We start from the raw sequence: 21707 nt of genomic DNA, 5'->3' as shown, positions 1-21707 counted from the left end.
TTCCGCGATCGACCCCTACACTGCGAGGACGAGCGCGGGCGGTTCCACTCGCCCACGCCGCTCCGTGGGGGAGGCGCAGATGATCCGGTCGTTCCGCGTACGCGCGATCGTGACGATGACCGCAGCGATGGCGATCGTGTTCGGCACCGCGGTTCCCGCGTACGCAGAGGATCCGGTTCCCGGGACCGAGGAGCAGGTCGTCGAGTCGACGCCGCCCGCGTCCGAGCAGCCGACGGACGACGGCGCAGGCTCCACCCCGACGCCCGACCCGTCGCTGACCCCATCCCCGACTCCGACCCCGTCGCCGACGCCGGCCCCGACGCTCGCGCCGGACGGGACGGACTCCTCCGCGAAGACGACGGAGCAGTCGACCGAGCAGACGACTGCCGAGCAGTCGACCGAGCAGTCGACGACGGCCGTGGAGCCGGTCATCGAGGCGTTCGGTTCGGGCGTGCACCGCCTCGCCGGAGCGGACCGGTACGAGACTGCCGTCGCGATCTCGAAGCGCTTCGGACCCGGCGTGCCCGTGCTGTACATCGCGACCGGGCTGAACTTCCCCGACGGGCTCACCGCGGCCGCGGCGGCCGCCCAGGCGGGCGGCCCGTTGCTGCTCACGCGGACCGACGTCATCCCCGACGTCGTCCGCGCGGAGATCGTGCGGCTCGCCCCCGCTCGCATCGTCGTCGCCGGCAGCGACGGCGTCGTGAGCGAGGCCGTCTACGCGGACCTCGCGACCCTGACGCCGTCCATCACGAGGATCGGCGGCGCCGACCGCTACGAGACCGGAGAGCTGCTGGTCGCGGACGCGTTCGGAGGTGCGACCGAGGCGTTCGTCGCGACCGGGTACGACTTCCCCGACGCGCTGGCCGCCTCGGCGGCCGCGGGCGCGATCGGCGCTCCCGTGTTCCTCGTCGAGGGCCTCGCCCAGTCGGCTCGATCGAGCACGATCGCGGCGATGGACGCGCTCGGTGTCCGCACGGTCCGGATCGCGGGCAGCACCGGCGCCGTCAGCGACGGCATCGCGAAGCAGCTGGCCTCCAGCGGGTTCACGGTGCTGCGCCACCAGGGCGCCGATCGATACCTGACGGCCACGGCGATCAACCAGGCGGTCTTCCGCAGCACGTCGTCAGCCGTGGGGAGCGGATTCCTGGCGACGGGCATCGAGTTCGCCGACGCGCTGTCCGGTGCGGCGCTGGCGGGCGCACTGGGTTCACCGCTCTATCTCACGCGCGCGACGTGCATCCCGTACCCGGCCTGGACCGCGCTCAAGGAGATGGCCCCGCCGGCCCGGGTGCTCCTCGGCAGTACCGGGGTCATCGGCGATGCGGTCGCGGCGGACACCGCGTGCGCGGGCGGTTGGGCGAAGCCCGCGAACGGCCGCATCACGAGCCACTTCGGCCCGCGCGACCCGATCTGCACCTCGGGCGGTTGCACGTCGTCGTTCCACGGCGGGACCGACATCGGCACGGGCTGCAACGCGCCGATCTACGCCGCGACGTCGGGAAAGGTCAGCACCGCGGGCTGGGTCGGCACCTACGGCAACTACATCAAGCTCGCGCACTCCTCGGGAGTCGACACCGGATACGCGCACCTCGTCGACGGCGGCATACGCGTGAAAGTCGGCCAGAGCGTCACGACGGGCCAGCTGATCGGGTACTCCGGAACGACCGGTGCGTCGACCGGATGCCACCTCCACTTCGAGGTCTACCAGGACGGCACGCGCATCGACCCCGTCCCGTTCATGTCGGCGCGCGGGATCACGCTCGGCTGAGCCGGCGTCAGGCTGCGCGCTCGGAGCCCATGGGGCCCGTGGGGCAGTGCAGGTGGGTCGGCGTGCTCGCGTCGCCGCGGTCGATGCGGTGGTCGGCCATGCGTGCGCCGCAGAGGGGGCACATCGGATCGGCCGGTGGACGGTACGGCGCCTCGGGGCGACCGATCCCGACCTCCGCGGGGCCGGCGAACGGATAGAGCACCTGGTTCACGCGCGCCCAGAACCCCGGCACGCCCTTCCACGGGTTCGGCAGTTTCTCTTCGTGCACGAACAGTTAGTGTACTCGCTATTCTGGAGGGCATGACCGATCCGCTCGAACTCGACCGCCAGCTCTGCTTCGCGCTCGCCGCGACGAGCCGGGAGGTCGTCCGCCTCTACCGGCCCTCCCTCGAGCCGCTCGGCCTGACCCATCCGCAGTACCTCGTGCTGCTCGCCCTCTGGGAGCGCAGCCCGCAGCGCCTCCGCGAGATCGCCGAACGTCTCTACCTCGAGCCCGCGACCGTGAGTCCGCTCATCGGGCGGCTCGAAGCCGCCGGACTGGTCACGCGCGCCCGCAGCGTCGACGACGAGCGCGCCGTCGACATCGCGCTCACCGACGCGGGCGTCGCGCTCCGCGGGCGTGCGCTGCGCGTGCCGGGCGAGGTCGTCGATCGGCTCGGCTACTCGATCGAGCGGCTCGAGCGACTGCGTGACGAGCTGACGTCACTGCTCGACGCGGCCCACGCCGTCAACTGATCGCCATCAGCTCGCCGCGGTCGTGCATCGAACGTCCTGCATCCAGCCGAAGTCGAATCCGTCGTTGCCGAACACGACCGGCAGCGCCTCGCCGGCGATCACATCGGACTCGGTGACCGTGCGGGTCTCCTCGGCGGGCGCCCACACGTCGTCGTCGTTCGAGAAGCCGAGTTCGATCTCGAGGTTCGCGCAGTCCTGTTCGACGAACACCGCCGATTCCCAGCAGCCCTCGAGGTGCTCGAGCCCGCACAGGTGCCCGTACCGACCGTCGTCGTACAACTCGAGCGCAGCAGGGAACGTGAAGTACGTCTCGTCGGCCTCGATGCGCTCGACGCCGAGCGACTCGCCGCCCGATTCCGCGGAAGCGTCACCCGGAGCGTCGTCATCCGCGGCCGCCTGGCCCGCACCGGCGCCGTCACCGGCCGCGCGGTCGGCACCCGCCTCGGCGATCCGGCTCTGCTCGATCGCCGTCGTCGCAAGGCGCGCGGCCCCGACACCGGCGGTCGCGAGCACGGCGAGCAGCGCGACGGACCCCGCCACGATGCCGATCACGGCGCCGCGCGACAGGCCCCGACGGGTGGCGGCCGGCGCCGCGGCATCCGTCATCGTCGGCAGCGCCGCGAGCAGCACGCCGCGCGCCTCGTCGAGCGTCGCCGCCCATGCCTCGGCCGAAGCGCGACCCTCCGCATCCGGGTACCGCGACGGGTGCCACTCCCACGCCTCGCGCCGGTGGGCCTGCTCCACCGCCTCACGTGCGAGCGGTGCGGCGGGGTCGAGGCGCAGTACGGCGCGGGCGGTGTTCGGGTCCACAGCGGGATCATACGGGTCAGGACGGACGTCGTGCGCGCGATGCCATGCGGACGGATGCCGTGTCAAGACCCTCCCCGGAATCGGGACCGTGGGGTGGACTGTCTGCGCGGGCCACCCGAGACCCGCGACAGGCCGCCGGTCACGCGTGGGTTCGACCATCCGAGTTCCGGAGCAGTCCGGAGACCGGCGGCCTGACCCCCCCCGCACCGGAAGGACCACGTTGGGCACGCTCATGCTCGGCCGCATCGTCACGATCGACCTCCCCGACGATGTGCTCGCCCACGTGCACGCCGTCATCATCGCCAAGCTGCGGGTCCGCGAGCCGGTGATCGTCGGCTGGATCGTCGACGGCGGCCATCACGACGAGGTGATGGTGAACCCGACCATGCCGATCCTCGCGCAGTACGACGAGGACGACGAACCACACCTCGACCGGCGCTGGCTGAACCGCCTCATGATGGCCGCGAACGGGGTGCGCGGGCTGCAGCTCACGCCCGCGCTGGTCGACGCGCTGCGCGCGATCGAGGGCGAGGCGGATGCCGCGGCGTCCGCCGCCGAATCCCGCTGATCCCGCTCGCGGCGCGCCTCCGACGACCCGGTGCGGATGTCGCCGGCCGGTGACACGATGGGGGAGTGCCCGAGATGCCCGAGGTCGAGGCGCTCGCGGGGTTCCTCCGTGAGCGCGCCGTCGGCCGCGCGGTCGATTCGGCGCGAGTGACCGCGATCTCGGCCCTGAAGACCTTCGATCCCCCGCTGCACGCGATCGAGGGGCGGCCGATCGCCGGTGCGGCGCGACACGGCAAGTTCATCGACCTCGAGATCGGCGGCGCGTCCGGGGCGTCGGCCGACTCGTCCGCCGACGATGCGCTGCACCTCGTCTTCCACCTCGCCCGCGCGGGGTGGTTGCGCTGGTACGACGAGCTGCCCGCCACGGTCCTGCGGCCGGGCCGGTCGCCGATCGCGTTCCGCGTCCGGCTCGACGACGGCTCGGGGTTCGACCTGACCGAGGCGGGCACGAAGAAGTCGCTGGCGGTCTACGTGGTGCGGCGGCCTGCCGACGTCCCGGGCATCGCTCGGCTCGGGCCCGACCCCATGGCCGAGGCGTTCACGCTCGACGACTTCACCGCCGTGCTCGCCGGGCGTCGCACCAGGATCAAGGGGCTGCTCCGCGACCAATCGGTCCTCGCGGGCATCGGCAACGCCTACTCCGACGAGATCCTGCACGCGGCGAGGATGTCGCCGTACAAGCTCGCCGCGTCGCTCTCGGCCGACGAGGTCGCGGCGCTCTACTCCGCGATGCGCGAGACACTCGGCGAGGCGCTCGCCGAGGCGTCCGGCCGCCCTGCCGCCGAGCTGAAGGACGCCAAGCGTCGCCGCCTCCGCGTGCACGGCCGCACCGGCGAACCGTGCCCGGTGTGCGGCGACACCGTCCGCCAGGTCGAGTTCCACGACTCGACGTTCCAGTACTGCCCGACCTGCCAGACCGGCGGCACGCCGCTCGCAGACCGCGTCAGGTCCCGGCTGCTGAAGTAGCGCTGAGCGGATGCCGCGAGGCCCCTGATTCGCGACCCGTTCCCAGCCGCATGGTGGTTCACTCGCCGCATGGCCGCGTTCGCGATGTTCCCGGTCGGCAGCGTGCTCTTCCCGCATATGCCGCTCGCGCTGCGCGTCTTCGAGGAGCGCTACCTCGTGATGATGTCGCGCGCGTGCTCGCCGGGGAGCCGGCCGAGTTCGGCGTGGTGCTCATCGAGAGCGGCCGCGAGGCTGCCGGGCCCGAGGCGCAGCGCCGCTTCGGGCACGGGACGGTCGCGCAGATCACGGAGCTCGGCGAGACGGACGGCATGATGGCGGTGCTCGCCCGAGGCGACCGCCGCATCGAAGTGGTGGAATGGCTCGACGACGACCCGCATCCCGCCGCCGTCGTCCGCGAGCTGCCGGAACTCGAGTGGGATCCCGCGCTCGCGCCGATGCGCGATCAGGCCGAGCTCGTGGTCCGACGCACGATCGCCCGCGCGAGCGAGTTCGTGGAGCTGCCGTGGGACGCCGACGTGGGGCTGAGCGACGACCCCGTGGCATCCGCGTGGCAACTCGCCGGCATCGCCCCGCTCACACCGCTCGACCAGGTCAAGCTGCTCGGCTCGCGCACGCTTCGCGAGCTCCTGACCGGCCTCATCGAACTCACGCATGACGCCGGGGAGGTCCTCACGGCGGCGTGGACCGCCGGGGACGACCTGGACACCGAACTCGCCGGGCTCGCCACCACCGGGGACTCCGGCCCGGCGGTCGACCCCGGCGAGGCCGAGGGTGCCGACGACACCGACGACACCGAGGAGAACCGCCCGTGACCGACCGCTGGACCCGACTCGACTGCCCGAAGTGCGGCGCGAACGCCGCCGCGCTGGTGACGGTCGTTCCCACGATGGGCGATGCCGGCCTCGCCGTCAGCGCGTACCGGTGCCCGAACGGATGCCGCCTCGACGACGTCCATGCGCACGTCGACGAGGCGCTCGGCATCCGTCACGTGTTCGGCTGACGCGGCTCCTCGGTCCGGGGAGGCTCCGACGACCGCGCGGGCTCGGTGCGCTCGGGCTCGGTGCGCTCGGGCTCGGTGCGCTCGGGCTGTGCCGGCCGCCCCTCGTCGCGATCGTCGATGACGTCCGGGTCGACCGCCTCGGCGCCGCGCGCGTGCTCCGCCTGCTCGGCGCGCAGCCGCTCCGCATCGGTACGGTGCTCACGGCTGGCGTCGGCGAGGCGCTCGGCCTCGAGTTCCGCCTCGGCGGCCCTCGCCTGCGCGTCGCGTGCCGCGGCGTCCGCCTGGGCGGCGCGGACCTCGCGCTCGCGGGCCGCCTGGTCGACCTCGGCCGCGCGCTCGCGCATCTCGTCGGCCTCGCGGCGCCGGGCTTCGACCTGCGCCTCCCGGCGCCGGTTCGACGTCGCGATCCACGCGACGACGGCGATGAGCGCGATGAGCGCGATGACGCCGACCACGATCCAGATGATGGTGCTGGTGTCCAGTTCCACGGTGCTCCGCCTTCCGTTCGGGCTCCCCAACTGAACCGCAGCCGGCTGCAGGGCGGAAAGGGGTTGCATCCGCCGCCGCGGCTGTGCTCAGGCGGAATCCGGTGCGCCGCCGGGATCGCGGCCGTGCGCCGCGGCGAGGATCGCCGCCACCTCGTCGTCCGGGGTCTGGCGGAAGTCGAGGTAGTGCATGCCGACCGACATGAACCCGGGCGGCGCCTGCACGCACACCACCTCATCGGCCTCGGGGATCGACTCGATGGAGCGGGGCGAGCCGACCGGCACGGCCAGCACGACCCGGGCCGCACCGCGTGCGCGGGCGACACGGCACGCGACCCGGGCGGTCGCACCGGTCGCGACCCCGTCGTCCACGATGAGCGCGGTACGGCCGGCGATCGGCAGCGGCGCACGGTCGCCGCGGAACCGGCGCACACGCGCATCGAGCTCGGCCCGTTCGCGGCGCTCGACGGCCGCGAACTCGGCGGCCGAGACGCGCCCCATCCCGACGACGTCCTCGTTGGCGACCTCGGCTCCCTCCTCGCCGATGGCGCCCATCGCGACCTCCGGCTGGGACGGCAGGCCGAGCTTGCGGACGACGAGGACGTCGAGCGGCGCGCCGATCGCGCGGGCGACCTCGTCGGCGACGGGCACTCCGCCGCGCGGCAGGCCCAGCACGACGGCGTCCTCGATCGCGAGCGTGCGCACCGCCTCCGCGAGCCTCCTGCCCGCGTCGCGGCGGTCGGCGAAACGGCTCAACCCGGTGGTCCCGCCGGAACCCATGCCATCTCCCGACGATAGCCCCGCATGCATCGGGCGGGAAGACCCCGTGCGGCGCTCCGGTCGCCGCTCGGGAGTTCGCCATTCGCTCACGTTCGCCATATGCTGAGTGAACCCTTCCCCCTGAACGGGGGAGCCCGTTCAGACTGGGATCGGCATCGCCCACGGCGCTGCCGTTCGACTTGGAGTGCCCGTGGGACGTCACAGCGTCGCGGCTTCGGCGAAGGCGCCGAGCCGCCGATTCATCCTGTCCGTCGTCGCCGGCGTGGCGGTCGTCGGCCTCGTCGCGTCGGGCGTCTACCTCTGGGTGGGCGGCCACCTCAACCCGCTCTTCGCCGCCGCAGACCAACCGGCGTGCGATGAGCCCGAGCAGATCCTCGTGATCGCCGACACGTCGATCGCGCCGTCGGTGGCCGAGCTCGCTGCCGACTTCGACGCCGACCCCAAGCGCTGCGTCGAGACGGAGGTGCGCGCCCAGGACTCCGCCGACACCGCCGCCTCGGTCGCGGCCGGAACGTCCGAGGCCGACGTGTGGATCCCCGACTCGACGGTGTGGATCGACCGCACGCGGGCCACCGCGACCTCGCTCGGCCTCGGTGCGCCGGTCCTCGCGATCGGCGACTCCGTCGCGACATCGCCCATCGTGTTCGCTGCGGCCGCGGCCGATGCGGAGGAGCTCGCGAAGGAGCCGGTGAGCTGGGCGCGAGTGCTGAGCGGGCAGCTTCCCACCCTCCTGCCCGACCCCGAGGCGTCGTCGGCGAGCCTCGCGAGCCTCCTGGCACTGAAGGGCCAGTCGTCTCCGGACGATCCGCGCCAGTTCGCGGGTGCCATGATCACGCTCAGCAAGTCGATCCCGGCGTCGACGGATGCGGCGATGGGCACCGTCACCTCGTCGCAGACGCCGATGATCGTGCTCACGAGCGAGGCACGCGTCGTCGAGCACAACGCCGACGAATCGGCCGAGCCGCTCGTCGCCGCCTACCCGACGGAGGGCACGGTCGCCCTCGACTACCCGTTCGTCCGGATGGCGAAGGACCGCACCGAGAACCTCGACGCGTTCGAGGCCGCGCTGGGCAAGGCCGGCGAGCACTTCGCCGAGGTCGGCTTCCGCGCTCCCGACGGCAGCGGCGAGCTCGAGGCTCGCGGCGTCGCGGCGACTGCGCCGCCAGCCGAGACCGAGCTCGACGGCGCGGCGCAGATCGAGATCCTGCGCTCGTGGGGCGTGCTCACCATGCGCGGCCGCATGCTCGCCGTGATCGACGTCTCAGGTTCGATGGAGGAGCCAGCCGCGAACGGCCTGCGCCGCATCGACGTGTTCCAGCAGGCCGCGATGGGCGCCGTGCAGAAGTTCTCCGGCGAGGCCGAGCTCGGCGTGTGGCTGTTCTCGACCGCCCGGAACGGGAACCTCGACTACGAGGACGTCGCCCCGATCGCACCGCTCGCGGACGCCGCGCACACGCAGCAGATCGCGGGCATCATCCAGTCGCTGCCGTCCCGACTCGGCGGGGCCACCGGACTCTACGACACCACGCTCGACGCGGTGAAGCGAGTCCGCGAGTCGTACGACCCCGAGAAGGTCAACTCGGTGCTCGTCATCACCGACGGCAAGAACGAGGACCAGAACGGGATCAACCTCGACCAGCTCCTCGCCGAGCTGAAGAAGATGGACGATCCGAACGAGCCCGTCCCCGTGATCATGATCGGCTTCGGTCCCGACACCGACCTGCAGGCCATGCAGCAGATCGCGAAGGTCACGCGGGGCGGCGCCTACTCGGCCGCCGAGCCCGAAGACCTCGGAACGGTGCTCGTCGACGCGATCTCGCAGCGCACCTGCCGCCCCGACTGCGGCTGACGCGCGGCGTCCGTCACGCATGAACGCGCGGCGCCGGCCCCCGAGCAGGGACCGGCGCCGCTCGTTCGTCGTGCCGGCCGGTTCAGTGCGCGGCGGGCAGGCGTGCCATGTCTGCCGGACGCCGCACGAACGTGGCGCCGACGATCGCGAACATCGACACGATCGCGCCCACGAGGAACGCGTTGCGCACGCCGGCCGCCTGCGCGGCGACGGCGGCGGTGCCGGCCGCCTCGGCGGTCGCCGCGGTCGCGGTCATGACCGTGATGAACAGCGCCGTGCCCGCGGCCCCGGCGACCTGCTGGAGCGTACCGACGATGGCCGAGCCGTGCGAGTACAGGTGGGGCTCGACGGAACCCAGCGCGCTCGTGAAGAGCGGCGTGAACATGAAGGCGAGCGCGGTGGACAGCGCGACGTGCGCGACGAGCACCATCCAGGGCGGCGTCGACTCCGTCACGAGCGTCAGCGACCACAGGACGGCGCTCACCACGATGCTTCCCGGCACGAGCAGCGGCGTCGGCCCGACGCGGTCGTAGAGCCGGCCCACCGTCGGACCGAGCAGGCCCATCACGAGCCCGCCGGGGAGCACGAGCAGCCCGGTCGCGAGCGGCTCCAGCCCCAGGACGTCCTGCAGGTAGATCGGCAGGAGGATGATCGTGCCGAAGAGCGCGGCCATCATCACCGCCATCATCGCGATCGACACGGCGAAGTTCCGCGTGCGGAACGTGCGCAGGTCGAGCAGCGCGCGGTCGGCCCGCTGCAACCGCAGCTGTCGCAGGATGAAGGCGAGCACGCCGACCGCGCCGATCGCGACCGAAACCCACATCGGCAGCGCGTCGCCGGCCGCCCGGCCGCTCACGACGCCGCCGACCAGGCTCAGCCCGTAGACGAGCCCGCCGAAGCCGATCGCCGACAGCACCACCGAGACCACGTCGATGGGGAAGACGCGCGTCTCGCCGACGTTCGTGACCCGGCGCAGGCCGATCACGAGCATCGTGACCGCGATCGGCAGCACGAGCCAGAACATGTAGCGCCAGCCGAGGTAGTTGAGGATCAGCCCCGAGATGGCGGGACCGATCGCCGGTGCGACCGACATGACGATCGACACGCGGCCCATGAACCGGCCGCGGTCGGAGGGCGCGACGAGCGTCATCAGCGTCGTCATGAGCAACGGCATCATGATGGCCGTGCCGGTCGCCTGCACGATGCGCGCGGCGAGCAGCACCTCGAACCCGGGCGCGAGCGCCGCGAGGAGCGTCCCTGCCGAGAACAGGCTCATCGCGGTGCCGAAGATCGGACGGGTCGGGAACCGCTGCAGCAGGAAGCCCGTGATCGGGATGACGACCGCCATGGTCAGCATGAACGCGGTCGTGAGCCACTGCGCAGCGGTGAGCGTCACGCCGAGGTCGTCGACGAGCTCCGGGATCGCCACGCTCATGATCGTCTCGTTGAGGAACACCACGAAGGTCGCTGCGAGCAGCAGCCAGATCACGCGCGTGTTCCGTGCCCCGTGCTCGGGCTGCGCGGCGCGGACCTGCTGGTCGATCGCGCGTTCCTCGGCGGTCGTGTCGTCGAGCGGAGCGCCGGCGCGGGGCATCGTGATCGATCCGGTGTCGGGTGCGGTGCGTTCGGTCACGTGCGCGTCCTCATTCGTCTTCGTCGTCTTCGTTCGTCGCCGGCCGTGACGGATGGCGGGTGGCATGGCGAACGCGAGATGCAACCACGTCGCGGTCGCACGCTATTCCCGATTCCGCCGAAGCATGCGCATGAATGATCCGCCGCGCACATCGCCCCCGGCCCGTGCCGGTCAGCGCACGATATCGCGCACGACCGACACGGCGTCGGCGAGGGCTGCCGCGGCACGCTCGACGTCGTCCTGCGTCGTGCCCGCGCCGAACGAGAACCGCACCGCCGTGCGCGCGAGGTCGGGCTCGAATCCCATCGCGGTGAGCACATGCGAGGGCTCGTCGCTGCCCGCCGCGCAGGCCGACCCGCTGGAGACGATGACGTCGCGCCGCTCGAGCTCGAGCAGCACGGCCTCGCCGGCGGTGCCGGGGAAGACGTACGACACGGTCCCGGGCAGGCGGTGCAGCGGATTCCCGGTCGCGACCGCACCGGGCACGGCCGCTGCGACCAGCTCGCGGAACCGGGTGGCCAGCGCGGTCACCCGCGCCGCCGCATCCGCTCGTTCGGACTCGGCCAGCCGCAGCGCGGTCGCGAACGCGACCGCACCGGCCACGTTCTCGGTGCCCGACCGCCGGCCGCGTTCCTGTCCGCCGCCGTGCAGCACGGGCTCGAGCGGCAGGCGGCCGCGCACGACCAGCGCGCCCGTGCCCTTCGGTGCGCCGACCTTGTGGCCGGCGAGCGACAGCGCGTCGACGCCGAGCGCGTCGATCGAGAGCGGCAGCCATCCGGCCGCCTGCACTGCGTCGGTGTGCATGAGCGCGCCCGCCCCGTGCGCGATGCGGCCGAGCTCGGCGACCGGGTTCACGGTGCCGACCTCGTTGTTCGCGAGCTGCGCAGACACCAGGGTCGTGTCGGGTCGGATGACGCGACCGAGCGCCTCCGCCGTCACCATGCCGGTCGCGTCGACCGCGACCTCGTCGACCTCGAAGCCGTGCAGGCGTCGAAGCGCGTCGGCGGCCTCGAGCACGGCCTCGTGCTCGACGGGCGAGATCACGACGTGGCGTCCGCGCGGGTTCGCGAGCGCGAGGCCCTTGACCGCCAGGTTGTCGGCCTCGGTGCCGCCCGACGTGAACACGACGTCGCCGGACCGGCAGCCGACGACCGCCGCGACCTCGTCGCGCGCCCAGGCGAGCGCACGGGCCGCCTCGTCGCCGATCCCGTGCGAGCTGGACGGGTTGCCGAATGCGCCCGTGAGGTACGGCCACATCGCCTCGAGCGACTCCCGGCGAACGGGCGTCGTGGCGGCGTGGTCGGCGAAGATCACGCGGACCCCGCATCCGCGGCATCCGTCGCCGACCTGCCCGCGCCCGCGTCGATGACGACGTCGAGGCCGAGGTCGAGCGCGCGGGCCGAATGGGTCAGCGCACCGACCGAGATGACGTCGACGCCTGCCGCCGCGATCCCGGCGACCGTGTCGAGGTTCACGCCGCCGGAGGCCTCGACGATCGCACGACCGGCGATAAGCTCCACGCCCGCACGCAGCGCGTCGACCGTGAAGTTGTCGAGCATGACGGTCTGGGCGCCGCCCGCGAGCACGGGCTCGATCTGGTCGATCCGGTCGACCTCGACCTCGAGGTGGGCGGTGTGCGGCATCCGCTCGCGCGCCTCGCGCAGTGCCGTCGCAAGGTCGGCGCCGCCCGCCGTCAGCACTGCGAGGTGGTTGTCCTTCGCCATGACCGCGTCGGAGAGCGAACGGCGATGGTTGCGTCCGCCCCCGTCGCGCACGGCCTGCCGCTCGAGGCTGCGCAGGCCCGGCGTGGTCTTGCGGGTGTCGACGATGCGCGCCCGGGTGCCCGCGACCGCGTCGACGTACCGGGCCGTGAGCGTCGCGACCCCCGACATCCGCTGCACCAGGTTGAGCGCGACGCGCTCGGCGCGCAGGATGCCGCGGGCGGGCCCCTGCACCCGGGCGAGCACGTCGCCCGCCGCGAACCGGTCGCCGTCGGCCGCGACCGCCTCGACGGCAATGCGCGGGTCCACGAGGCGGAACGTCGTCTCGACGACGCGCGCACCGCTGAACACCCCGGGTTCACGGGCGACGAGCTCGGCCGTCGCGGTCTCGCCCTCGGGGATCAGCGTCTCGCCCGTCAGGTCGCCCCATGGCGCGTCCTCGTCGAGCGCCATCGCGACGATGCGCTCGATCTCGCGGGGTTCGGTCATCAGGCGGCCTCTCGTTCGTCGGTGACGGACGTCGCGTCGGTCCGCGTGTGCGCGCCCGCGCTCTCGGTGCGGGCCATCGCGGCCGCGACGGTGAGCCGGGCGAGGTCGAGCAGGTTGCGGTCCTCCGCACTGCGACGGTCGACGGGTTCGGGCGCGTGCCATCCGGCCAGCCGAGCGGATGCCGCGGCGAGCCCCTCCGCGTCGCGGTCGAGCCCGACCCGGTCCCACATGAGCTGCTGCAGCTCGCCCCGGTCGACGACTGCGTTCGCCATGGCGGGCGCGGCGAGCAGCGAGTCGTCGGACGATCCGGCCGGCGCGCCGAGGGGGGCGGCGTGTCGCGTGATGCGTCCGGCGACCGGAGCAGGCGACGGGGTCGCAGGTGGGGCGGCGGAGGCCGCGGAGCCGAGGTCGCGGGCGGCGCGCTCGGCGAAGACGGCGCCCTCGAGCAACGAGTTCGAGGCAAGCCGGTTGGCGCCGTGGACGCCCGTCCGCGCGACCTCGCCGACCGCCCAGAGTCCGGGCAGGCTCGTGCGCCCCGCGAGGTCGGTCACGACGCCGCCCATCGCGTAGTGCGCTGCCGGCACGACCGGCACGGGTTCGCGCGCCCAGTCGAATCCGGCGGCCCGGCAGGCCGCGTCGATGCCCGGGAAGCGCGACGCGAGCCGCGCGGCGCCGAGGTGCGTCGCGTCGAGCACCACGGGCGTGCCGTCCTGCTCGGCCATCCGGCGCCACACGGCCCTGGCCACGACGTCGCGCGGGGCGAGCTCGGCCCGCGGGTCGACGTGGGCCAGGAAGCGGCGGCCCTCGGCGTCGCGCAGCACCGCTCCCTCGCCGCGTACCGCCTCGGAGATCAGCGGGGTGCCGGGCACGGCCAGCGCGGTCGGGTGGAACTGGACGAACTCGAGGTCGGCGACCTCGGCCCCGGCGCGTGCGGCGGCGGCCACGCCGTCGCCGGTGGCGATCTCGGGGTTGGTCGTATACCGGAACAGGCATCCTGCGCCGCCGGTCGCGAGCACGACCGCGTCCGCGCGCAGCTCGCCCATCCCCTCCGCGCCGACGGATGCCGCGGACCCGTCGCGCACGCCCGGGATCACGCGGATCCCGGCGACGCGTCCGGCGTCGACGACGAGGTCGACCAGGGAGGTCCGCTCGAGCACGCGCACTCCGCGTCGGCGGACGGTCGCGATCAGCGCCGCCTGGATGGCGGCACCCGTGGCGTCGCCGCCGGCGTGCAGGATGCGCGAACGGGAATGGGCCGCCTCGAGCCCGCGGGCGATGCCGGAGTCGTCGCGGTCGAACGCGACGCCGAACCGGATCAGGTCGCGGATGCGCGCCGGCCCCTCGTCGGTCAGCACGCGCACGGCCTCCGGGTCGCCGAGGCCGGCACCCGCGATGAGCGTGTCCGCGGCGTGCCGCGCGGGTGCATCGCCGGCGAAGATCGCCGCGGCGATGCCGCCCTGGGCCCACGCCGTCGCGCCGGCGCCGACCGCCGCCTTCGTCACGACGGTCACGTCGCAGCCGGACTCGGCGGCGCGGATCGCCGTCCACAGCCCGGCGATGCCCGAGCCGACGACGAGCACGCGGGTCATGTCAGGCCCCGTCGGCCGGGTCGGGCGTCGTGGTGGCCACCGTCGCGGCATCCGTCGCGGCCGCGATCGTCGAACCTGCGGGCACGGTGACGGATGCCGGAGGCTTCGCCGCGAGCATCCGCTCGAGCGCGACACGGGCGGGCTCGGCGACGTCGTCGGCGACCTCGATGCGGTTCACGACGCGTCCGGCGACGAGCTCCTCGAGCGTCCACGCCAGGTAGCCGGGGTGGATGCGGTACATCGTCGAGCAGGGGCAGACCACCGGGTCGAGGCAGAAGATCGTGTGCTCGGGGTGCTCTGCCGCGAGACGCTGCACGAGGTTGATCTCGGTGCCGATCGCGAACGTCGAGCCTGCGGGAGCGGCCTGGATCGCCTTGACGATGAAGTCGGTCGAGCCCGCGGCATCCGCCGCATCGACGACGGGCATCGGGCACTCGGGGTGCACGATGACCTGCACGCCCGGGTGCTCGCGCCGCGCCTGCTCGATCTGGTCGACCGTGAAGCGCTTGTGCACCGAGCAGAAGCCGTGCCAGAGGATGACGCGCGCGTCCTCCAGCTCGGCAGCGGTGCTGCCGCCGAGGGGCTTGCGCGGGTTCCACATCGGCATGGCCTCGAGCGGCACGCCCATGGCCTTCGCGGTGTTGCGGCCCAGGTGCTGGTCGGGGAAGAACAGCACGCGCTGCCCGCGCTCGAACGCCCACTCGAGCACGGTCGTCGCGTTCGACGACGTGCAGACGATGCCGCCGTTGCGGCCGACGAAGCCCTTCAGCGCGGCCGACGAGTTCATGTAGGTGACCGGGATCACGGGTACGCGGCCGTCGGGCCCCGGCGCCGACAGGTCGCCGTAGACCTCCTGGAGCTGCTCCCAGCACTCCTCGACGCTCGAGGTGTCGGCCATGTCGGCCATCGAGCAGCCCGCGGCGAGGTTCGGCAGGATCACCGCCTGCTCGGGCCGCGAGAGCATGTCGGCGGTCTCGGCCATGAAGTGCACGCCGCAGAAGACGATCGCCTCGGCGTCCGGCTTCGACTTCGCCGCGTTGGCGAGCTGGAACGAGTCGCCCGTGAAGTCGGCGTGCTGCACGACCTCGTCGCGCTGGTAGAAGTGGCCGAGGACGACGACGCGGTCGCCGAGCGTCTCCTTTGCGGCGCGGATGCGCGCGTCGAGCTCGTCGGCGCTCGCCTCGCGGTACTCCGCGGGCAGCGCGCCCTGGCGCGGCGCGCCCGCCGGGATCACGTCGCCCATGGAGGAGCCCGGGCCGTAGCCGGCGGGACCGCGGTCGAACTCCCACGGCCCGCGCGCGAGGTCGGGCGCGCACGTCTCGCCGGATGTGGCGCCGGTCGTGATGAGCCGGATGCTGCGGTCGACCGATGCCGCGTCGCGGATGCGGCGCTCCAGCTCGGCCGGGGTGTCGGGGATGGTGGTGCTCATGGCGTGTCCTTGCTGTGCGTGCCGGGCCGGTGGGTCGAGGGTGCGGTGACGGATGCCGCGGGCTGCGGCGCCGCCGGCGCCGGTGAGGGCGACGCCGCGAGCGAGTGGGCGGGATCGAAGCGGTAGAGCGCCGGCGGCCGGTGGCGGGTGCCGGCGAGGCGCTCGCCGGTGTCGACGAGCGTGCCGGAGGCCTCCATGGTGCGGCGGAAGTTCGCCGGGTCGAGGCGCTTGCGGAGCACGGCCTCGTGCACGCCGCGGAGCTCGGCCATCGTGAAGGTCGCTCCGAGCAGCGCGTGCGCGATACCGGAGTACTCGAGCTTCGTGCGCAGGCGGCGCAGCGCGTAGTCGATGATCGCGGCGTGGTCGAAGGCGAGATCCGGCAGGTCGTCCTCGTCGAACCAGCGCACGTTCTCGTCGGAGACGGCGCGCTCGACCTCGTCGGAGTGCACGAGCGCCCAGTAGACCACCGACACGACGCGCTCGCCGGGGGAGCGGTCGGGGTCGCCGAACGTGTAGAGCTGCTCGAGGTAGCGCGGCGCGAGCCCCGTGGTCTCGCCGAGCGTGCGGGCGGCGGCCGCGTCGAGCGACTCGTGCGCGGGCAGCCAGCCGCCCGGCAGCGCCCAGCGGCCGAGGCCGGGCTCGCGGAGCCGGCGGACGAGCGGCACTCGCAGGCTCGGCCGCTCCACGCCGTCGCCGTCCGTCTCCGGCGACAGGGCGAAGATGACCGTGGACACGGCCAGGCGTGCCTGCGCGTCGTGCTGCGGCATCCGCTCGCCCCTTCCCGTCGTTCTTAGTGTCAGGATGACGCTAAGTCGAGGAGCCCAGCTTACAGTCAACGTGACACGAACGCCAATCGCATGACGCCGCTCGCGGGGCGGGGGTGCGTTGTAGACTGCGACCACAACCGCACATCGGGCCATCGACGCATCGCGGGAGAGCCGGCAGTCCAGATCCACGGGCGAGCCGGCACCGAAGGAGCAAGCCTCCCCGCCAATCTCTCAGGTCGCATCACCGCGATGACCAGGCCGTCTCTGAAAAGTGCTCCGCGCGGAGCGCGGAGCAGATCGAGTCGCGACGCCGCAGGGCGACGTGCATCGAGATCCCCCGCACCCGTGCGGGCCGCCGAAGGTGAAAGCAAGCTCCCCGGGGCTGCGAAGCTCTCAGGCCCATGACAGAGGGGGAGTTCTCATGCGGCGCACCGCCGCGCCATCGCGATATGGAGAACTCGTGACCGACGCAACCGGCACCACCGACCCCGGCACCACCACCGAACGACGCAGCCCCCTCGATGAGGTGCACCGCGCCGCGGGTGCGTCGTTCACCGACTTCGCCGGCTGGCAGATGCCGGTCCGCTACACGAGCGACCTCGCCGAGCACCGTGCGGTGCGCGAGCACGCCGGGCTCTTCGACCTGTCGCACATGGGCGAGATCCTCGTCGTCGGACCCGAGGCGTCGGACGCGCTCGACTACGCCCTCGCCGGCAAGCTGTCGGCGATCGCCGAGGGCCAGGCGAAGTACTCCCTTCTGCTCGGCCGCGACGGCGGCATCGTCGACGACCTCGTCGTGTACCGCACGGGCGAGGACCGCTACATGGTGGTGGCGAACGCGTCGAACCGCGAGGTCGTCGCCGAGGAGCTCCGCAACCGCACGTCGCCGTTCGAGTGCGAGGTGTTCGACGAGTCCGACGACATCGCGCTCGTCGCGCTGCAGGGCCCCGATGCGCTCGAGGTGTTGCAGCAGACGCCCGGCTTCGGCATCGACGGCCCGGGCAACGACGTCGAGGACTTCGTCGCCGCGCTCGCCGAGCTGAAGTACTACCGCGCGCTCGCCGCGACGTGGGACGGCGAGCCCGTGCTCGTCGCCCGCACCGGGTACACCGGGGAGGACGGCTTCGAGCTCTACGTCGCGCCCGACCGGGCGGCGCGCCTCTGGGAGGCGCTCCGCGAGACCGGCGGCCCCCGGGTCGTGCCGTGCGGCCTCGCGAGCCGCGACACGCTCCGCCTCGAGGCGGGCATGCCGCTGTACGGCCACGAGCTCTCGCGCGATGTCCTGCCCGTGCAGGCCGGCCTCGGTCGCGTCGTCGCGCTCTCGAAGGAGGGCGACTTCGTCGGCCGCGCCGCGATCGAGCAGGGCCCCGCCGAGGGCGCCCCCGTCCTGGTCGGGCTCACCGCCGAGGGCCGCCGCGCCCCGCGCGCCGGCTACGCGGTGTTCGACGGCGACGGCGACGGCGCCCGGAACGTCGGCGAGGTCACCTCCGGCGCGCTCTCGCCGACGCTCGGCCACCCGGTCGCGATGGCGTTCGTGACTCCGGATGCCGCCGAGCCCGGCTCGCAGCTGTTCGTCGACGTGCGCGGCACGCGCGTCGCGGCATCCGTCACCGCACTGCCGTTCTACCGGCGCGGCGCCTGAGCGCGCCCGGGCCACCGACCACCCGCATCGCACCGCACCGCACCGCACCGCACGAGACAGAGGAGCACACCCCATGACCGACCGCACCGACCTGCAGTACACCGAAGAACACGAGTGGGTGAAGGTCGACGGCGAGACCGTCACCATCGGCATCACCGACTACGCGGCCGAGAAGCTCGGTGACGTCGTCTACGTCGACCTGCCTGCGGCGGGCACGCCGATCACGTCGGGCACCGTCGTCGGCGAGATCGAGTCGACCAAGTCGGTGGGCGAGCTGTTCGCCCCGGTCGACGGCGAGGTCGTCGAGTCGAACCAGGCCGTGGTCGACTCGCCCGAGCTCGTCAACAGCGACCCGTTCGGCGAGGGCTGGCTGATGAAGGTGACCGCCGCGTCGATGCCGAAGCTGCTCAGCCTCGACGAGTACCGCGCCCTCACGGGCGAATAAGCCGCCTTCGCATCCCGGTCGGCAGACGCGGGCTGCGCCCGCTCCTCGACCAGCGACCCAAGGAACACGATGACCACCAGCACCTCCCCGGCCTTCGACGTCGACGCCTTCGGGCGCCGCCACATCGGGACGACCCCGCGCGACCACGAGTGGATGCTCGCCGCGCTCGGCTACGACTCGCTCGACGCGCTCATGGACGCCGCCGTCCCCACGGCGATCCGCATGCACGAGGTCGTCGACTCGGTGATCCCCGCCGCGGCGACCGAGCGCGAGGCGCTCGCCGAGCTGCGCGCGCTCGCCGACGCGAACACCGTGCGCACGTCGATGATCGGCCTGGGCTACTCGGGCACGATCACGCCCGCGGTGATCCAGCGGACCGTGCTCGAGAACCCGAGCTGGTACACGGCCTACACGCCGTACCAGCCCGAGATCTCGCAGGGCCGGCTCGAGGCGCTGATCAACTTCCAGACGATGGTGGCCGACCTCACCGGACTCGACACGGCCAACGCGTCGATGCTCGACGAGGGCACCGCGGTCGTCGAGGGCATGCTCCTCGCGCGCCGCGCGTCGAAGTCGCGCTCGAACCGCTTCGTGGTCGACGCCGACGCCCTCCCGCAGACGCACGCGCTGCTGGAGTCGCGTGCGACCGCGCTCGGCATCGAACTGGTCGTCGCCGAGCTCGACGAGTCGACGGATGTCGCCGGGCTGGGCGAGCACTTCGGGCTCTTCGTGCAGTACCCCGGCGCGTCCGGCCGGGTCTGGAACCCGGCATCCGTCATCGCCGGATCGAAGGAGCAGGGCGCACTCGCGGTCGTCGCGGCCGACCTGCTCGCCATGGCGCTCGTCACGAGCCCGGGCGAGCTGGGGGCGGATGTCGCGGTCGGCACGTCGCAGCGCTTCGGCGTGCCGATGGGCTTCGGCGGCCCGCACGCCGGGTACATGGCCGTGCGGAAGGGTCTCGAGCGGCAGCTGCCCGGCCGCCTCGTGGGCGTCTCGCAGGACGCCGCCGGCCACCCGGCCTACCGGCTCAGTCTGCAGGCGCGCGAGCAGCACATCCGCCGTGAGAAGGCGACGTCGAACATCTGCACGGCGCAGGTGCTGCTCGCCGTCATGGCGTCGATGTACGCCGTGTACCACGGGCCGCGCGGCATCCGTCACATCGCGACGACCACCGCGGCCAAGGCGAAGGCGCTCGCCGGATGGCTCACCGAGAACGGGCAGGAACTCGTGCACGACGCGTACTTCGACACGATCCGCGTGGTCGTGCCGGGTCTCGCTCGGAACGTCGTGGAGCGCGCGCGAGAGCTGGGCCTCGACCTCTGGGAGGTCGACGAGGCGACCGTGCAGGTCGCGGTCGACGAGACGACGACCTGGGAGGACCTGCAGGCGGTGGTCCGCGCGTTCGGCGAGGACGATGCGCCGTTCCGCGCCGGCAGCGGGTCCATGCCGAACGCCCTGCCCGACGCGCTGCGCCGCACGTCGCCGTACCTCGAGCACCCGGTGTTCAACACGCACCAGTCCGAGACGCAGATGATGCGGTACCTCAAGCAGCTCGCCGACCGCGACTACGCGCTCGACCGCGGCATGATCCCGCTCGGCTCGTGCACGATGAAGCTCAACGCGGCGACCGAGATGCAGGCCGTCACCTGGCCCGAGTTCGCGAACCTGCACCCGTTCGCGCCCGAGGCCGACGTGCGCGGGTCGCTCGGCCTCATCGAGCAGCTCGAGGGCTGGCTCGCCGAGGTCACCGGCTACGACACGGTGTCGCTGCAGCCGAACGCGGGCAGCCAGGGCGAGCTCGCCGGGCTCCTCGCGATCCGCGGCTACCACCGCGCCAACGGCGACACCGAGCGCGACGTGTGCCTCATCCCGTCGAGCGCGCACGGCACGAACGCGGCATCCGCCGTCCTGGCCGGCATGCGCGTCGTCGTCGTCGCGTGCGACGAGCTGGGCAACGTCGACCTGGGCGACCTGCGGGCGAAGATCGCCGACCACGCCGAACGGATCGCGGCGCTGATGATCACCTACCCGTCGACGCACGGGGTCTACGAGCACGACGTCGAGGACATCACCCGGGCGGTGCACGACGCCGGCGGCCAGGTCTACATCGACGGCGCGAACCTCAACGCACTGCTCGGCTTCGCCCGCTTCGGCGACGTCGGCGGCGACGTGTCGCACCTGAACCTGCACAAGACGTTCTGCATCCCGCACGGCGGCGGCGGACCCGGCGTCGGCCCGGTCGCGGCGAAGGCGCACCTCGCGCCGCACCTGCCCGGCCACCCGATGGCCCAGCGCAACGCGCACGCGGGAGGTGTCTCGCACGACGGCGGACCGGTGTCGGCGGCGCCCTACGGCAGCCCGTCGATCCTGCCGATCTCCTGGGCCTACGTCCGCATGATGGGCGCGGAGGGACTCAAGCAGGCGACGGCGACCGCCGTGCTCGCGGCGAACTACGTCGCGGCGCGCCTGCGCGACCACTTCCCGGTGCTGTACACGGGCGAGAACGGGCTCGTCGCGCACGAGTGCATCCTCGACCTCCGGCCGCTCACCGCCGAGACCGGCGTGACCGTCGACGACGTCGCCAAGCGCCTCATCGACTACGGCTTCCACGCGCCGACCATGTCGTTCCCCGTCGCGGGCACGCTCATGGTCGAGCCGACCGAGTCGGAGGACCTCGCCGAGCTCGACCGCTTCGTCGAGGCGATGATCCAGATCAGGGCCGAAGCGGATGCCGTCGCCCGGGGCGAATGGCCCGCCGACGACAACCCGCTGCGGAACGCCCCGCACACCGCCGAGTCGGTCATCGCGGGGGAGTGGACGCACCCGTACACGCGCGAGCAGGCCGTCTATCCCGTGCACTCGCTGGTGCGGAACAAGTACTGGGCGCCCGTGCGCCGTATCGACCAGGCGTACGGCGATCGCAACCTCGTGTGCGCCTGCCCGCCGATCGAGGCGTTCGCGTAGTCGCCGGGCTCCTGCGGGTGCGGCGTCGTGAGCCTGCCGCACCGCGGGATCAGGGGTGACCGCCT

General features: G+C 72.9%; 20 protein-coding genes and 2 riboswitches. Of the genes, 10 read left to right on the top strand and 10 right to left on the bottom strand.

Annotated features, from left to right (window positions below):
- Positions 1-79 precede the first annotated feature (79 nt).
- Positions 80-1771 carry a cell wall-binding repeat-containing protein gene (locus tag ACULK4_RS12130; protein WP_445964666.1) on the top strand — a complete coding sequence of 564 codons (1692 nt, stop codon included), beginning with the start codon at positions 80-82 and terminating at the stop codon, positions 1769-1771.
- A 7-nt stretch (positions 1772-1778) separates the two neighbouring features.
- Here ACULK4_RS12130 and ACULK4_RS12125 read toward each other — a convergent pair whose 3' ends face one another.
- Positions 1779-2039, bottom strand: coding sequence for a hypothetical protein (locus tag ACULK4_RS12125; protein ID WP_445964665.1), 261 nt, complete (start codon positions 2037-2039; stop codon positions 1779-1781).
- A gap of 32 nt (positions 2040-2071) precedes the next feature.
- Here ACULK4_RS12125 and ACULK4_RS12120 point away from each other — a divergent pair, with 32 nt between their 5' ends.
- The gene (locus ACULK4_RS12120) at positions 2072-2506 is read left to right on the top strand and encodes a MarR family winged helix-turn-helix transcriptional regulator (protein ID WP_445964664.1); all 435 of its coding nucleotides are present in this window, start codon (positions 2072-2074) and stop codon (positions 2504-2506) included.
- Between the two features lie 6 nt (positions 2507-2512).
- On the opposite strand, the gene ACULK4_RS12115 is transcribed toward ACULK4_RS12120, so the two are convergent.
- Entirely contained in the window at positions 2513-3316 is an 804-nt protein-coding gene (locus ACULK4_RS12115) for a hypothetical protein (protein ID WP_445964663.1), read from the bottom strand.
- Between the two features lie 220 nt (positions 3317-3536).
- On the opposite strand from ACULK4_RS12115, the gene ACULK4_RS12110 reads away from it, so the two are divergent.
- The 4 genes from ACULK4_RS12110 to ACULK4_RS12095 all read left to right on the top strand — a co-directional run bounded on the left by ACULK4_RS12110 (position 3537) and on the right by ACULK4_RS12095 (position 5849).
- Complete coding sequence (locus ACULK4_RS12110; RefSeq protein ID WP_445964662.1) at positions 3537-3884, top strand: DUF7882 family protein; 348 nt, start codon at positions 3537-3539, stop codon at positions 3882-3884.
- A gap of 65 nt (positions 3885-3949) precedes the next feature.
- Positions 3950-4849: an Fpg/Nei family DNA glycosylase gene (locus ACULK4_RS12105; RefSeq protein WP_445964661.1), complete on the top strand. Its 900-nt coding sequence runs from the start codon at positions 3950-3952 to the stop codon at positions 4847-4849.
- Between the two features lie 173 nt (positions 4850-5022).
- Positions 5023-5661, top strand: coding sequence for an LON peptidase substrate-binding domain-containing protein (locus ACULK4_RS12100; protein WP_445964660.1), 639 nt, complete (start codon positions 5023-5025; stop codon positions 5659-5661).
- A complete protein-coding gene (locus ACULK4_RS12095) occupies positions 5658-5849 on the top strand; it encodes a hypothetical protein (protein ID WP_445964659.1) in 192 nt (63 codons plus the stop codon). Before ACULK4_RS12100 ends, ACULK4_RS12095 begins: the two co-directional genes overlap by 4 nt.
- On the opposite strand, the gene ACULK4_RS12090 is transcribed toward ACULK4_RS12095, so the two are convergent.
- Both ACULK4_RS12090 and ACULK4_RS12085 read right to left on the bottom strand, forming a co-directional pair.
- Positions 5834-6337 carry a hypothetical protein gene (locus ACULK4_RS12090; protein WP_445964658.1) on the bottom strand — a complete coding sequence of 168 codons (504 nt, stop codon included), beginning with the start codon at positions 6335-6337 and terminating at the stop codon, positions 5834-5836. The two genes, ACULK4_RS12095 and ACULK4_RS12090, sit on opposite strands and share 16 nt — an antisense overlap.
- An 87-nt stretch (positions 6338-6424) precedes the next feature.
- A complete protein-coding gene (locus ACULK4_RS12085; protein ID WP_445964657.1) occupies positions 6425-7114 on the bottom strand; it encodes a phosphoribosyltransferase in 690 nt (229 codons plus the stop codon).
- A gap of 190 nt (positions 7115-7304) precedes the next feature.
- Between ACULK4_RS12085 and ACULK4_RS12080 the strand changes: the two genes are divergently transcribed.
- The gene (locus ACULK4_RS12080; protein WP_445964656.1) at positions 7305-8963 is read left to right on the top strand and encodes a substrate-binding domain-containing protein; all 1659 of its coding nucleotides are present in this window, start codon (positions 7305-7307) and stop codon (positions 8961-8963) included.
- Positions 8964-9045: 82 nt separating this feature from the next.
- Here ACULK4_RS12080 and ACULK4_RS12075 read toward each other — a convergent pair whose 3' ends face one another.
- From ACULK4_RS12075 to ACULK4_RS12050, 6 genes are all read right to left on the bottom strand, one after another.
- On the bottom strand, positions 9046-10557 hold the full coding sequence (locus tag ACULK4_RS12075; protein ID WP_445964721.1) for an MDR family MFS transporter: 1512 nt from the start codon (positions 10555-10557) through the stop codon (positions 9046-9048).
- A 210-nt stretch (positions 10558-10767) separates the two neighbouring features.
- Positions 10768-11910, bottom strand: coding sequence for a cysteine desulfurase family protein (locus ACULK4_RS12070; RefSeq protein WP_445964655.1), 1143 nt, complete (start codon positions 11908-11910; stop codon positions 10768-10770).
- Positions 11907-12806, bottom strand: coding sequence for a carboxylating nicotinate-nucleotide diphosphorylase (gene nadC / locus ACULK4_RS12065; RefSeq protein WP_445964654.1), 900 nt, complete (start codon positions 12804-12806; stop codon positions 11907-11909). The genes ACULK4_RS12070 and nadC overlap by 4 nt, the downstream gene beginning before the upstream one ends.
- Positions 12806-14395: an L-aspartate oxidase gene (gene nadB, locus ACULK4_RS12060; RefSeq protein WP_445964653.1), complete on the bottom strand. Its 1590-nt coding sequence runs from the start codon at positions 14393-14395 to the stop codon at positions 12806-12808. Before nadB ends, nadC begins: the two co-directional genes overlap by 1 nt.
- A gap of 1 nt (position 14396) precedes the next feature.
- On the bottom strand, positions 14397-15824 hold the full coding sequence (gene nadA, locus ACULK4_RS12055; RefSeq protein WP_445964652.1) for a quinolinate synthase NadA: 1428 nt from the start codon (positions 15822-15824) through the stop codon (positions 14397-14399).
- Entirely contained in the window at positions 15821-16591 is a 771-nt protein-coding gene (locus ACULK4_RS12050) for an NUDIX hydrolase (RefSeq protein WP_445964651.1), read from the bottom strand. The genes nadA and ACULK4_RS12050 overlap by 4 nt, the downstream gene beginning before the upstream one ends.
- A gap of 153 nt (positions 16592-16744) precedes the next feature.
- Positions 16745-16848, top strand: a riboswitch (glycine riboswitch).
- A gap of 61 nt (positions 16849-16909) precedes the next feature.
- Positions 16910-17009: riboswitch (glycine riboswitch) on the top strand.
- 42 nt (positions 17010-17051) lie between these two features.
- Between ACULK4_RS12050 and gcvT the strand changes: the two genes are divergently transcribed.
- The 3 genes from gcvT (at position 17052) to gcvP (ending at position 21642) form a co-directional block, all read left to right on the top strand.
- Positions 17052-18233, top strand: a complete 1182-nt coding sequence (gcvT, locus tag ACULK4_RS12045; RefSeq protein ID WP_445964650.1) for a glycine cleavage system aminomethyltransferase GcvT — start codon at positions 17052-17054, stop codon at positions 18231-18233.
- Positions 18234-18306: 73 nt separating this feature from the next.
- Positions 18307-18678, top strand: a complete 372-nt coding sequence (gene gcvH, locus ACULK4_RS12040; RefSeq protein WP_445964649.1) for a glycine cleavage system protein GcvH — start codon at positions 18307-18309, stop codon at positions 18676-18678.
- 69 nt (positions 18679-18747) lie between these two features.
- Positions 18748-21642, top strand: a complete 2895-nt coding sequence (gene gcvP / locus ACULK4_RS12035; RefSeq protein WP_445964648.1) for an aminomethyl-transferring glycine dehydrogenase — start codon at positions 18748-18750, stop codon at positions 21640-21642.
- The last annotated feature ends 65 nt before the right edge of the window (positions 21643-21707 follow it).

Source organism: Agromyces selenitireducens (assembly GCF_052748465.2).
The sequence above is the reverse complement of the archived record's forward strand: the minus strand, read 5'-3'. Positions and strand labels throughout refer to the sequence as shown.

Excerpts from the sequence above, each read along its gene's own strand:
- ACULK4_RS12130 (WP_445964666.1), top strand. The coding sequence starts at position 80 with ATGATCCGGTCGTTCCGCGTACGCGCGATCGTGACGATGACCGCAGCG.
- ACULK4_RS12120 (WP_445964664.1), top strand. The coding sequence starts at position 2,072 with ATGACCGATCCGCTCGAACTCGACCGCCAGCTCTGCTTCGCGCTCGCC.
- ACULK4_RS12085 (WP_445964657.1), bottom strand. The coding sequence starts at position 7,114 with ATGGGTTCCGGCGGGACCACCGGGTTGAGCCGTTTCGCCGACCGCCGC.
- ACULK4_RS12075 (WP_445964721.1), bottom strand. The coding sequence starts at position 10,557 with ATGCCCCGCGCCGGCGCTCCGCTCGACGACACGACCGCCGAGGAACGC.
- nadC (WP_445964654.1), bottom strand. The coding sequence starts at position 12,806 with ATGACCGAACCCCGCGAGATCGAGCGCATCGTCGCGATGGCGCTCGAC.
- nadB (WP_445964653.1), bottom strand. The coding sequence starts at position 14,395 with ATGACCCGCGTGCTCGTCGTCGGCTCGGGCATCGCCGGGCTGTGGACG.
- nadA (WP_445964652.1), bottom strand. The coding sequence starts at position 15,824 with ATGAGCACCACCATCCCCGACACCCCGGCCGAGCTGGAGCGCCGCATC.
- ACULK4_RS12050 (WP_445964651.1), bottom strand. The coding sequence starts at position 16,591 with ATGCCGCAGCACGACGCGCAGGCACGCCTGGCCGTGTCCACGGTCATC.
- gcvH (WP_445964649.1), top strand. The coding sequence starts at position 18,307 with ATGACCGACCGCACCGACCTGCAGTACACCGAAGAACACGAGTGGGTG.
- gcvP (WP_445964648.1), top strand. The coding sequence starts at position 18,748 with ATGACCACCAGCACCTCCCCGGCCTTCGACGTCGACGCCTTCGGGCGC.